Raw genomic sequence first — 12,362 nt, 5'->3', positions numbered from 1 at the left:
GGCCGCGCCTGATCTGCCGGCGGGCGCCTAGCGCGCCGCGTCCCCCCAGCGATACTGCACGCTCGCTTCATCGAGCTGGGTTTTGATCGCGGCGTCGAGCGTGAACCCGGCCGCCGCGAGCGTATCGCTCAACTGCTCCGCGCGGCTCGCACCAATGATCGCCGACGTAATCAGCGGATTCGCGAGCACCCACGCAAGCGACACCTTCGTCAGCGATTCGCCGGTCGGCGCGACGATCGCCTTCGGCCTTTCGATCGTGTCGAACTCGCGCTCATGCCAGTAGCGCTCCTGATACATCGCGCCAGCCTTGCCGACGCTTTCTGTGAAGCGCCCTTCGGCGGGCGTCGCGTCGAGCCGGTGCTTGCCACTCAGCAGTCCGCCCGCGAGCGGGTTATACGGCATCACGGCCAGCTGCTCCTCGGCGGCCAGCGGCAGCAGCTCGCGCTCGATCTGGCGAAACAGCAGGTTGTAGCGCGGCTGGACCGACACGAAGCGCGCGACGCGGAGCACGTCCGCGCGCCCCAGTGCGCGCGCGAGCCGGTAGGCGAGAAAGTTCGATACGCCGATATAGCGCGCCTTGCCCGAGCGCACGATCGCATCGAGCGCTTCGAGCGTCTCGTCGAGCGGGGTCTTCGCGTCGTCGGAATGGAGCTGGTACAGGTCGACGTAGTCGGTGCCGAGGCGCTGCAATGACGCGTCGATCGCATCGAGCAGGTGCTTGCGCGACGCGCCCTGGTCCCACGCGGCGGGCCCCATCTTGCCGACCGCCTTGGTCGCGACGATGAAGCGCTCGCGTTTGCCCTTCAGCCAGCGTCCGACGATTTCCTCGGTGCGTCCGGCCAGATTTTCGTCGCCGCCGAGCGGATAGACGTTCGCGGTATCGATGAAATTGACACCGGCGTCCGCGGCCGTGTCGAGGATGCGGTGCGATGCGGCTTCTTCGGTTTGCAGCCCGAAGGTCATGGTGCCGAGACACAGGCGAGAAACGGTCAGGCCGGTGCGGCCGAATTGGCGATATTGCATAAAGTCGACTCCAGAGGGAAGGAAAGCGCTGCCGAAGCGATGAAACTACATCATTGTTGTAAAAAGGATAAACCGAGTCGCGATTCGATGTGCCTGACGCACGCCGGGATTGCTGACTTCCAGCAGATATGAAATGATAGCGATTCTCATTTAAACATAGCCAGCCATCCCGTCATCTCCATCTCTCACAACGGAGAGCGGCAGCCAGCCATTTGCGGCTTTGTCATGAATTCGACGTCAGTGATGCGAATTTGACAAACGCATTTCTGACGGGATTTCCATGCTCAATCACACGCCGCTCGCGACAGCGCTAGCGCTCGCTTTGGCCATTCCTTTGGCGACCCCGGCGCTCGCGCAAAGCGCGCCGCAGAACGCACAAACCAACGCCCGGAACGACACACCCGCCGCCGCGCAGACGCTGCCGACCATCGGCGTGCAGGCTCAGGCCGTTCAGCAGGACTTCCAGGCCGACCGTGCGACCGTCGGCGCGAAGACGCCGACCGCGCTGCGTGACATTCCGCAGACCGTCACCGTGATCAATCGCGACCTGCTCGCCTCACAGGGCGCGACGTCGTTTGCGGACGCGCTGCGCAACGCGCCCGGCGTGACGATCGGCGCGGCCGAAGGCGGCCAGATCGGCAACAACATCAATCTGCGCGGCTTCACCGCGCAGAACGACATCTATCTGGACGGCTTTCGGGACCGCAATCAGTACTACCGCGACACGTTCAATCTTGAATCGCTCGAGGTGCTGTACGGTCCGTCGTCGATGCTGTTCGGCCGCGGCTCGACCGGCGGCGTGATCAACCAGGTCAGCAAGAAGGCGAACCTGACGGACTCGGCGGAAGTCTCCGGCATGATCGGCACCGACGACCGCTACCGCTCCACCGTCGACGTGAACCACAAGCTCACCGACACCTCGGCGATCCGCCTCAATGCATTCGGCCAGAGCCTCGGTTCGACGCGCGACGTGATGAAGAACAAGGACTTCGGCGTCGCGCCGGAACTGCGCTTCGGCATCGGCACGCCGACCGAGATCACGCTGTCGGCGCTGATCCAACGCAACCACGACATGCCCGACTACGGCATCCAGGCGCTGAACGGCCGCCCGTCGCCGGTACCGAAGAACACGTTCTACGGTTTGACCAGCGACCGCACGATCCAGGACGTGCAGATCTTTACTGCGGCGATCAAGCACAAGTTCTCCGAGGACCTGACGCTGACGAACCAGACGCAGATCTCGCACTCCACGACCGACGCGCGCGAAACCGCGCCGCAAGCGGTGCTGACCGGACCGCTGTCGTCCAGCACAGCGTTGACCAACGGCAACTTCACGACGCTGTCGCCGTCGCAACTGTTCATCAAGCTGCAGAGTCATGACCGCGTGATCCAGAATCATGCGATCTACAACGACACGATGCTCGAATACAAATTCGACACCGGACCGATCAGGCACGACCTGATCGCCGGTGTCGAAGTGGGCCACGACAGCTACACGAACCAGGCGTACACGCGCAACAACCTGCCGATCGTGCCGATGCTCAATCCGCCGATCATGGGCACGCCGTCGAACGTGACGACGACGGTCGGCAACTACGCCGATTCGAGCGCAAACGAAATTGCCGCTTACCTGAACGACACGATTACGCTGACGCCGCACTGGAAGCTGATCGGCGGTGTGCGCTGGGATCGTTTCTCGGCGGGAATCCACAATACGATCAGCGCGCCGGCTTATGCGAGCCAGACCAACTACTTCACGAGCGTGCGCGCCGGCGTCATCTATCAGCCGACCGACTGGCAGTCGTACTACGTGTCGTACGGCACGTCGTTCAACCCGTCGCTCGAAAACCTGACGGTCACGAACCTCACTCAGAACCTCGCGCCGGAATCGACGAAGTCGTATGAAATCGGCGGCAAGTGGGATCTGTTCGGCGGCAACATGTCGGTGACCTCGGCGTTGTTCCGCGAGGAAAAGGACAACGCGCGCACGCAGGTGTCACCGACCGAGTACCAGCTGGCCGGCAACATTCGCGTCGACGGCTTCCAGGCGGGCGTGACGGGACACATCACCGACAAGTGGCAGATTTTCGGCGGCTACACGTACATGGACGCGACGATCCTGAAAGCGGCCGACGGCACGCAGGGCCACACGCCGGCCAACACGCCGCGCAACACGCTGACGTTCTGGACCACGTACGCGATCACCCCGCACTGGGAAATCGGCGGCGGTCCGATCTACATGTCGCCACGTTATGCGTCGAATACGAACTACGTGAAGGTGCCGGGCTACACGCGTTGGGACGCGACCGCGGCCTATCACGCGAAGAAGTACGACGTGCGCCTGAACCTGCTGAACCTCACCAACAAGTACTACTACGACGCGTTGATTCCGTCGGACGGCGGACGTTCGGTGCCGGGCATCGGCCGCACGCTGCTCGCGACGTTCAACTACCGCTTTTGATACGCGCTTTTGATACGCACTGAGCGCATGCGCACGGCTTGCCGCTTCTGCAAACGGCAAGCCCACGCGAAGGACACACTATGTTGCTGCACATTCCGAAGGTACTGGACGCCGGGCAGTTGCGCTTCATGCGCGAGCGGCTCGATCGAGCCGGCGACGCGTGGGTCGATGGCCGCGCGACCGCGGGCTATCAGGGCGCGCCGGTCAAGCGCAATCAGCAGATCGCCGAGCACTCGACGCTCGCGCGCGAACTCGGCGATGTGATTCTCGCGGCGATCGAACGCAATCCGCTGTTCATCAGCGCGGTGCTGCCCAACCAGGTCTATCCGCCGCTCTTCAACCGCTACGAGGGCGGCATGCAGTTCGGCAGCCACGTCGATGGCGCGGTGCGCGTGCTGCCGAACGGCGTGAAGCTGCGCACCGACGTGTCGGTGACGTTGTTTCTCAGCGCGCCCGACGAATACGACGGCGGCGAACTCGTGATCGAGGACACCTACGGCGTGCAGCAGGTGAAACTGCCGGCCGGCGACATGATCGTCTATCCGGCGACGAGTCTGCACCAGGTGACGCCAGTCACGCGCGGCGCGCGGGTGGCGAGCTTCTTCTGGGTGCAGAGCCTCGTGCGCAGCGACACGCATCGCGCGCTGCTGTTCGACATGGACACCGCGATTCAACGGCTCAATGCCACCCATGCCGACGAAGCTGCGCGACGCAGCCTCGTCGGTTGTTATCACAATCTGCTGCGCACCTGGAGTGAAACGTGAGCGTCTCGGACACCCTCGACATTCAACCGCCCGCGGCCGGCGAACATGGCGCGCAGGAGCCGCGTCGGCTCGATGACCATGAACTGAAATCGCGCCAGCAGCGCTCGCGTCGCGCGACCTTCATCAAGTGGCTGCGCAAGGTGCATGGGTGGGTTGGACTGTGGGGCGCCGCGCTCGGTCTGCTGTTCGGCACGACGGGCTTCCTTCTGAATCATCGCGGCGGCCCGCTGCGCGTCTCGACCGGCGAGCCGCAGGTCTCGGTGATGCAGGTGCCGCTGCCGCAACCGGCGCCGCAAACGCCGCGCGAGCTCGCGAAGTGGCTCAAGCAGGAGCTGAAGATCGCCGGCAATCCGGGGCGCGTGCAGAAGGAAACCGAGCATCCGGTGGCGTGGGGCGATCGCAGCGTCGTGCAGCCCGAGCACTGGCAACTGAGTTTCGCGTCGCCGAAGGAAAACACGTCGGCCGAATACTGGGTTGGCAACCACACCGTGACGATCAAGCGCAGCGCAAACACCTTTCTCGCGATGCTGACGAACCTGCACAAGGGCGTGGGCTTGAGCGTCGGTTGGGTGCTGCTGATCGATACGCTCGCGGGCAGCCTGATCCTGCTGTCGTTGACGGGCGTGCTGTTGTGGACCGAGTTGAACAAGCGCAAGACGGTGGGGCTCGCGCTCGTGGTCGGATCGATTGCGGCGGCGGTGGTGTTGGGGACGATGTAAGGGCGCAGCGCAACGCTTCGGGCGACGCCTGCGCGCTGGCGGGCAGGCTTTGAGCGCTCCGCGCTAGAATCGTCGCAGACCTACTCCGCAGGCTCTGCCGCCATCCGCCGATGACCTCTTCCGCGAACCCCGTCGACACCGCGCTGACCACGCGGCGCTCGGTGCGCGCCTTTCTGCCGACACCGGTGCAGCGCGCCGACATCGAAGCGATTCTCGAAGCCGCCAGCCACGCACCGTCGGGCACCAACACGCAGCCGTGGAAGGTGTACGTGCTGACGGGCGAATCGCTCGCGCGTCTGTCGCGCGATCTGCTCGCGGCCTACGACGATCCGCAGCGTGACGAGCTGTACCAGGAGGAGTACGCGTACTATCCGCGCCAGTGGCAGTCGCCGTTCATCGACCGGCGTCGCAAGATCGGCTGGGACATGTATAGCCTGCTCGGCATCGAGAAGGGCGACAAGGCGCGCATGCACGAACAGCACTCGCGCAACTTCCGTTTCTTCGACGCACCGGTCGGCCTGCTGTTCACGATCGATCGCAGCCTCGAGCGCGGCAGCTGGCTCGACTACGGCATGTTCCTGCAGGCGATCATGACGGCCGCGCGCGGGCGCGGCCTCGACACCTGTCCGCAGGCCGCGTTCATGCAGTTTCATCGACTGATTGCCGGACATCTCGGCCTGCCCGAAAACGAGCAATTTGTGTGCGGCATGTCGCTCGGTTTCGGCGACCCCAACGCGCCGGTCAATGCGCTGCGCCCCGAGCGCGAACCGGTCGAGCGCTTCGTGCGCTTTCTCGATTGAACGCATCCCTCAGTCCCCAGCCAGAGGCAAACGAAAATGAAAACATCGCGGCGCCATTTCCTGTTGGTCAGCGCGGGCGTCGGCTCGTCGCTCGCGCTGTCTCGGCTCGCGTTCGCCGCGACCGTTCCCAATGCGCTCAGCGAGAGCGATCCGCAGGCGCAGGCGGTCGGCTATACCGAAGATGCGTCGAAGGTCGACAAGGCCAGATTTCCGAACTTCGCGGCCGGGCAATCGTGCGCGAACTGCTCGCTGTTCCAGGGCAAGGCATCGGACGCATACGGCGGCTGCACGCTGTTCGGCACTAAACAGGTCGCGTCGCGCGGCTGGTGCAGCGCGTATACGAATATGTGAGCGCGCCGCCGTAGCGTTCGCCGCGGTGCTATAGCAGCGCCTTCAGCACGAGTTCGTGCGAGTGCCCGATCCACACGGCAGCGTCGCGATGATCGCGCAGCGCGTCGCCGGTGTTCGGATGCAGAAAGACATCGAGGGCGCCGTGATTGAGCGTGAGCCAGCCGACCACGTCGGCGAACTGCGTGTGCGCGAAGGCGAGCTGATACGACCACATCGGATGCGGCCCGACCGGCCGTTCGTGGAAGCGCCCGATCTGCAGTTTGTCGCCCCAATGCGCGTCGATCTGCTCGCGAAACGCCCAGGCGGCATCGCGGCTCGCCGGGTCGAAGTAGATGTGCGCGTGCCAGCTTTGTATCGCTGAAGCATCGCGAAAAGTCATATCAGAGTTCATTGCCAGGCTCGTTCCGTATCAGTCTTTATCCGACATTCGTTCTGCTTCACTTTCCGCCGGCGCGCGCGCTGCAAGGCGCATGTGAAACTGTGTCTGATCCTCGCCGACGATCTCGAAGCCAAGACGATCGTACAGCCGTTTGGCGGGATTGCCCTTGAGCACCTGCAAGCTGACCGGCAACGCTTCGGCCGCGGCGGCGCGCAGGATCGTGCGCAGCGCTTGCTCGCCGATGCCGCGACCCTGTAGCGCCGGCGCGATCTGCAACTGCACGACGAACCATTCGACGTCGTTGCGATGCGCCTTCAACAAGCCCGCGGGCGCGCCGTCGATGCAGACCACCTGCGCCGCGTCGTAGAGATGCAGCAGGCGCGCGCGATGGGCGTCGTCGTCGGTCGGCTCGCCGGCGCGCGCCAGGTGTTCGGTCATCGTCGTCTTGCGCAGTTCGAGCAGGAAGGCTTCGTCGTCGGGTTGCGCGGGGCGCAAGGTCAACCCGGATCGTCGGTCGGGCAGTTGGGCGGACATGTCGGGAAGGTGGTGGCGCGCGATGATCGTGCGAAGCGCGAGTAAGAATTGTCGTCGATTGTCGCGCCGGCTGCGCCTTTTTACCACGCGGCTAGGTTGCAGTCTTCTCACTTTGCGATGCAGGGCGAACGCTCGATGCGGCGAGGCGCCGCCTGCTGCGTTGTGTGGCATGCGCTTTGCTCAAGGTTGATTCGTTTTTCGCGGGCACGGTCGTCGACCCATCGCGGCCGCGCTTATCCGGGGACATTCGCGTTATGCGGCGAACGTCGTAATCAACGTTGCGAGGTGGGCTATGACGATGATCGAGGTGGTACCCAGCGTCTCGGCAGATGGACGCGCGGTGATTTTCCAGCTTTCGTCGCAGGGACGAGACCTTGAATGCGCGGTCACGCGCGAGGCGCTCGAGCAGCACTTCTGGCTGCAACGCGGCGCGGGTGAGGCGCGCGTTCTGAAGACGTTCGCGGATGGGCGCAAACGTATTACGGCGATCGCCGAACGAAAAATGCTCGCGCGTCCCGGTGAGAAGGTCTTGCTGACGATCGACGATTTCTCCACACGCGGTTGACTTGCGTGGCGTGGCGCGGGTCATCGCTCGAAGCTGCACACGCGATGACGCCGGCGCGACAGCACCGGCTCCGCTCGGCCTGAATGCGGCCGGCTTCGCATTTCGCGTTTTTCTCTCAGGCTTTCGCAGCACCGTTTCGGTGCAATCGCTGATTTCACATCGAGCGCTCCGTGGGGCCGCTGTTACATCGATTCGCCAAATTAACCCACCAAAGCGCTTCGGTTCGCTGAATTGCTTTCCCGCGTGCGCGCATACACTCTTTTCCATGGAGCGAGGAATCACCGACCTCCATCGATGCGATCTTCCCCTCGTGTCGGATTTGAACCGTACCGTTGAGAGTAGTCTGCAGTTCGCAGTTTGCAGTGCGTATCTGGCAGTTTGCAGTCCGCAGTTGACGCAATACAAGCGCGCAATGCCTCGAGCACGAGCGCGAAGCAATAGGGGTAGCGGCCAGAAGTAGCAGATAGCGAGGACCGGCCCACATGCAGTCGCAATTGAAGTGGTAGTTTGAATCGGCAGTTTGAAGCTTCCTGTCGAGCGGTAGAAATTGCCGGTGCAGTACACGTAAGCAATAGCTTTGCAGGTTAGGTGGTTATAGGTTGGCAGGCATCCACGCGCCTGCTCGGCCGTTCCATCCTGTCAGCCCTGTTCCTCGCGGAACAGGGCTTTTTTTCGTCGCAACGAAGCGGGCTTCTTGTTTCTGGCGGCTTCGAACCGATATGCGCACATTGCGTTCTTCGATACGTTCGAAGAACGGGCGCGTCGCATGGCGTGCGCATGGGGTGAACTGTTGGGCGCGAAATACGTCGGACGTTTGAGCGCGGCGTTTGCCGCCGTCGCGTGCCGAAGTCCGGGCGCGCTGCCGAAAGAAGGAGGTTGAATCGATGTCCAGCAAGTCGCGAGTTCACAAGCCCGGCCGCACGGCCATGTCCCCGTTGTTGCGTTCTCTGACCCAGAGCCGCACCGCGCACGCGCCGGTCACGCAGACCATGCTGCTGCAGGCCTACGCCGCGCTCGATGCATTCCGCCGCGGCCACGGCGCGCGCATTCTGTACACGACGCTGAGCCGGCATTTGCTGGTGTCGCAGGAACTTGTGCATGCCGGACGGGGCGCCGACGCGCGCGCCGACATCGAAAGCGCGCATGCGGCGATGGTGCGGCTCGATGTGCGCGAGCGCCAGACTGGCCGCTGGTCGCTCGAAGACGACGACTACGCAAGTCTGTGCGCGGCGCTAGCGATTTTCGACGGACAGTTGTCGGCGGCGTCGCTGAGCGAGCTGGCGAGCGCGGAAGCGAAAATGATCGAAGGTTTGATGCGTTCCGCGCGACTGCGGGCGCTGGCGGAAGCGGCGGTTTGAGCGGCACGCATCTGGCGGCGCGCATTTCGAAAGCGTCGCGGCTCACCGGCGATGAGTTCAATGCGCTATCGGCGAGCCCGAGCGAGTGGCTGCCCGCTGCGCTGCGTTCGTCGAACGGCTGATACGACCGTTTCAGCGCGGACGTAAATGGATTACGGACACATTGAAAGCGGCTTCGACGTGTCGCGCGAGGCCGGCTGATGCGCGTGGCGCGGGCTTGTTACGAGTGTCCGTAGAAGTCCCGCCGGGCGCGTTTGCCGCTGCGATTCCCGCTTGCTAGACTGGCTGCGCCTGCTTGCCGCCTACCTGCTTGCGTACCTCCTGCATACCGCCGAGGCCAGGCGTCGCTGGCGTCGTTGCGATGCCGACTCGCGCATACAACCGAGCCCTATCGGAGACATCATGTCCTACATGCTGCTGATCGTCGAACCCACGGACCAACGCGAGGAGCGCGCCGAAGCCGCGGGCCGCGACCTCTACGACCAGATGGTGCGTTTCTCCGAGAACCTGAAAGCGCGCGGCAAGCTGCTCGCGGTCGAGTCACTGACTTCGCAGAAGGACGCCGTGCGCGTGCAGGTCCGCCATGGCGAATCGAAGCTCGTCGACGGGCCGTTCGCCGAGGCGAAGGAGATGATCGGCGGCTTCTTTCTGTTGAACTGCGACAGCCGTGAAGAGGCCGTGGCGATCGCGCAAACCTGCCCGGCGGCGTCGTGGTGCACGGTCGAGGTGCGCAAGCTCGGACCGTGCTTCATCTAGGCACGCGTGACTCCTACTTCACCAGCTTCGGTGTTTTCCCTGGGATGTCGGGACCGCCGCGCGTGTCGATCGGACCGTGCATCGCGCGTCGTGTGAGTAAGGGGCGAGCCGGCGTGGCCCCGCCAGGCGATTCACAAGAATCCACTCACGACCAACCACTAACAACAAGGAGCAACGACATGCGATTCATGATCATCGTCAAAGCCACGGCCGCGAGCGAAGCCGGCGAGATGCCCGAACCGTCGCTGATCGCCGCCATGGGCGCCTACCACGAAGAACTCGCGAAGGCCGGCGTGCTGCTCGACGCGACGGGCCTGCAGCCGAGCTCGAAAGGCTGGCGCGTGCGCTATAGCGGCGGCAAACGGAGCATCGTGGACGGGCCGTTCGTGGAGACCAAGGAGCTGATCGCGGGCTACACGTTGATCCAGGTGCGCTCGCGCGACGAGGCGATGGAATGGGCGCGGCGTTTTCCGGCGCCGTTCGGTGAGCACGCCGATGGCGAAATCGAAGTGCGGCAGCTGTTCGAACTCGACGACTTCGAGCCGGGGCCGGAAGTCGAGCGCTTGCACAAGCTCGAAGAAGCTCGCCGCTGATTTGATGGACTACGTCTGGGAGCCCGCGTACATGGTCCTGAACGCGCAACCGCCGACAGCAGGTGAAGGCTGACGCCGTGACGATACAGGCCACCCATCGTGCGATCGACGCTGTCTGGCGGATCGAATCCGCGAAGGTCATCGCTCACGTCGCGCGGATCGTGCGCGACGTGGGACTCGCCGAGGAACTCGCGCAGGACGCGCTGGTGGCCGCGCTCGAGCATTGGCCGGACGCGGGCGTGCCCGACAACCCCGGAGCGTGGCTGATGACGGCCGCGAAGAACCGCGCGCTCGATCGCCTGCGCCAGGAAGCGCTGCATGCGCGCAAGCGCGAGGAGCTCGGCCACGATCTCGACGCGATCGAAGCGCACGTGGTGCCCGATTTCGTCGACGCGCTAGACGCCGCGCGCGCCGACGACATCGGCGACGATCTGCTGCGGCTCATCTTCACCGCGTGCCATCCGCTGCTGTCGACCGATGCGCGCGTCGCGCTAACGCTGCGCCTGCTCGGCGGCCTCACCACCGACGAAATCGCGCGCGCGTTTCTCGTGCCGGAGCCGACCATCGCGCAGCGGATCGTGCGTGCGAAACGCACGCTGTCGGCGGCGCGCGTGCCGTTCGAGGTGCCGCAGGCGGACGCGCGCGCGGCGCGGCTCGCGTCGGTGCTGCAGGTGATCTACCTGATTTTCAACGAAGGTTATTCGGCCACGGCCGGCGACGACTGGATGCGCCCGACGCTATGCGAGGAGGCGTTGCGGCTTGGGCGCGTGTTGAGCGGACTCGCAGCCGACGAGAGCGAAGTCTACGGTCTCGTCGCGCTGATGGAGATTCAGGCGTCGCGTACGCACGCGCGCACCGACGCCCAGGGGCGTCCGGTACTGCTGCTCGATCAGGATCGCAGCCGCTGGGACCCGCTGCTGATTCGCCGCGGCCTCGCGGCGCTGGACAACGCGCATGCGCTCGGCGGCGAGAGCGGGCCGTATGCGTTGCAGGCGGCGCTCGCCGCGTGCCATGCGCGAGCGCGCCGCGCCGAGGACACCGACTGGGCGCAGATCGTCGCGCTCTACGATGCGTTGACGCAGGTCGCGCCGTCGCCGGTAGTGGAGTTGAATCGCGCGGTCGCGGTGGGGATGGCGTTCGGGCCGGCGGCCGGACTCGAGATCGTCGATGCGCTCGCCGCCGGTTCGGCGCTCGCGAATTATCACTGGCTGCCGAGCGTGCGCGGCGATCTGCTGGTCAAGCTTGGACGCGTCGATGAAGCCCGCGTGGAGTTCGAGCGCGCCGCGGCGATGACGCGCAATACGCGCGAGCGCGAGTTGTTGCTGGAGCGTGCGCGCGGGCTCGCGGATTGAGGCTGGCACATTGGTGCTCACGCACACGTCCGTGCCGCCTCAACGAATCAGCTGCCGCACCCCGAACGCAACGATCAAGCCGCCGCACACACGATCCACCCACATCTTGCCGCGCCGATAAGCCGACGCGATGCGCTGATGCGACAGCGCCAGCGCGACGAACCCATACCAGCTGCTCGCGACGACGAACACCATGCCGAGCATCGCGGCGAACGTGCCGGTACTCACATGCGCTGGCGCCGCCGACGAAAACACCGCGGCAAAAAACGCCATCGACTTCGGATTCGCGATGTTGGTCGCGAAGCCCTGCGCGAACGCCTGCCTGAAGCCGCCCGCCGGTGCCTTGACGAGCACCGCTTGGCGCGCCGCCGAGGCATTGAAGATCAGCCGCCCGCCGAACCACAGCAGGTAACACGCGCCCACGATCCTGACCACGAGCGCGAGCCACGGGAACGCGGCGAACACGATGCCGACGCCAAGAATCGCGCAGCTGGCCCAGAACAGATTGACGAGCACGATGCCGGCGACCATCGCGAGCGCTTCGATGCGCGTCGCCGAAGCCGCCTTGTGCGCGACCGCGACGAAGTTCGGGCCTGGACTCACCACGCCCGCGACATACACGGAAAACACGCCGACCACGGCGGACCCATCGATCACGACACGCTCCCGATTGCAAAGCTCTGGGTGAAAAGTAACGCGAGCATCCC

General features: G+C 64.6%; 15 protein-coding genes. 11 read left to right on the top strand and 4 right to left on the bottom strand.

Features of this window, described 5'->3' with window-relative positions:
• Window positions 1–27: 27 nt before the first annotated feature.
• Entirely contained in the window at window positions 28–1,023 is a 996-nt protein-coding gene (locus tag OKW29_RS17115) for an aldo/keto reductase (protein ID WP_429291871.1), read from the bottom strand.
• A gap of 280 nt (window positions 1,024–1,303) precedes the next feature.
• On the opposite strand from OKW29_RS17115, the gene OKW29_RS17110 reads away from it, so the two are divergent.
• The 5 genes from OKW29_RS17110 to OKW29_RS17090 all read left to right on the top strand — a co-directional run bounded on the left by OKW29_RS17110 (window position 1,304) and on the right by OKW29_RS17090 (window position 6,118).
• Window positions 1,304–3,484, top strand: a complete 2,181-nt coding sequence (locus OKW29_RS17110) for a TonB-dependent receptor (protein WP_429291870.1) — start codon at window positions 1,304–1,306, stop codon at window positions 3,482–3,484.
• 80 nt (window positions 3,485–3,564) lie between these two features.
• Entirely contained in the window at window positions 3,565–4,248 is a 684-nt protein-coding gene (locus OKW29_RS17105; RefSeq protein WP_184030542.1) for a Fe2+-dependent dioxygenase, read from the top strand.
• Window positions 4,245–4,967: a PepSY-associated TM helix domain-containing protein gene (locus tag OKW29_RS17100; protein WP_429291869.1), complete on the top strand. Its 723-nt coding sequence runs from the start codon at window positions 4,245–4,247 to the stop codon at window positions 4,965–4,967. The genes OKW29_RS17105 and OKW29_RS17100 overlap by 4 nt, the downstream gene beginning before the upstream one ends.
• Window positions 4,968–5,077: 110 nt before the next feature.
• The gene (locus OKW29_RS17095) at window positions 5,078–5,767 is read left to right on the top strand and encodes a nitroreductase (RefSeq protein ID WP_429291868.1); all 690 of its coding nucleotides are present in this window, start codon (window positions 5,078–5,080) and stop codon (window positions 5,765–5,767) included.
• Window positions 5,768–5,803: 36 nt separating this feature from the next.
• Window positions 5,804–6,118: a high-potential iron-sulfur protein gene (locus tag OKW29_RS17090; protein ID WP_187616160.1), complete on the top strand. Its 315-nt coding sequence runs from the start codon at window positions 5,804–5,806 to the stop codon at window positions 6,116–6,118.
• A 28-nt stretch (window positions 6,119–6,146) separates the two neighbouring features.
• On the opposite strand, the gene OKW29_RS17085 is transcribed toward OKW29_RS17090, so the two are convergent.
• Together OKW29_RS17085 and OKW29_RS17080 are read right to left on the bottom strand one after the other, a co-directional pair.
• Window positions 6,147–6,497: a DOPA 4,5-dioxygenase family protein gene (locus OKW29_RS17085; RefSeq protein ID WP_184005224.1), complete on the bottom strand. Its 351-nt coding sequence runs from the start codon at window positions 6,495–6,497 to the stop codon at window positions 6,147–6,149.
• A gap of 30 nt (window positions 6,498–6,527) precedes the next feature.
• The gene (locus OKW29_RS17080; RefSeq protein WP_429291867.1) at window positions 6,528–7,031 is read right to left on the bottom strand and encodes an N-acetyltransferase family protein; all 504 of its coding nucleotides are present in this window, start codon (window positions 7,029–7,031) and stop codon (window positions 6,528–6,530) included.
• Window positions 7,032–7,323: 292 nt separating this feature from the next.
• On the opposite strand from OKW29_RS17080, the gene OKW29_RS17075 reads away from it, so the two are divergent.
• From OKW29_RS17075 to OKW29_RS17050, 6 genes are all read left to right on the top strand, one after another.
• Window positions 7,324–7,596: a DUF1488 domain-containing protein gene (locus OKW29_RS17075; RefSeq protein WP_090807933.1), complete on the top strand. Its 273-nt coding sequence runs from the start codon at window positions 7,324–7,326 to the stop codon at window positions 7,594–7,596.
• 884 nt (window positions 7,597–8,480) lie between these two features.
• Entirely contained in the window at window positions 8,481–8,954 is a 474-nt protein-coding gene (locus tag OKW29_RS17070; protein ID WP_429291866.1) for a hypothetical protein, read from the top strand.
• Window positions 8,951–9,076: a hypothetical protein gene (locus tag OKW29_RS17065; RefSeq protein ID WP_429291865.1), complete on the top strand. Its 126-nt coding sequence runs from the start codon at window positions 8,951–8,953 to the stop codon at window positions 9,074–9,076. Before OKW29_RS17070 ends, OKW29_RS17065 begins: the two co-directional genes overlap by 4 nt.
• Before the next feature lie 280 nt (window positions 9,077–9,356).
• The gene (locus OKW29_RS17060) at window positions 9,357–9,710 is read left to right on the top strand and encodes a YciI family protein (RefSeq protein ID WP_187616156.1); all 354 of its coding nucleotides are present in this window, start codon (window positions 9,357–9,359) and stop codon (window positions 9,708–9,710) included.
• A gap of 179 nt (window positions 9,711–9,889) precedes the next feature.
• Entirely contained in the window at window positions 9,890–10,303 is a 414-nt protein-coding gene (locus tag OKW29_RS17055; protein WP_429291864.1) for a YciI family protein, read from the top strand.
• Window positions 10,304–10,380: 77 nt separating this feature from the next.
• Window positions 10,381–11,655 (top strand): RNA polymerase sigma factor, encoded by a 1,275-nt coding sequence (locus OKW29_RS17050; protein WP_429291863.1) that lies wholly within the window; start codon window positions 10,381–10,383, stop codon window positions 11,653–11,655.
• 39 nt (window positions 11,656–11,694) lie between these two features.
• Here the strand turns inward: OKW29_RS17050 and OKW29_RS17045 are convergent, their stop codons facing one another.
• Window positions 11,695–12,312, bottom strand: a complete 618-nt coding sequence (locus OKW29_RS17045) for a LysE family translocator (RefSeq protein WP_429291862.1) — start codon at window positions 12,310–12,312, stop codon at window positions 11,695–11,697.
• Between the last annotated feature and the right edge of the window lie 50 nt (window positions 12,313–12,362).

It is taken from the genome of Paraburkholderia sp. CI3 (genome assembly GCF_050436505.1).
GTDB lineage: Bacteria > Pseudomonadota > Gammaproteobacteria > Burkholderiales > Burkholderiaceae > Paraburkholderia > Paraburkholderia tuberum.
This window is presented reverse-complemented; position numbering and strand designations above follow the sequence as displayed.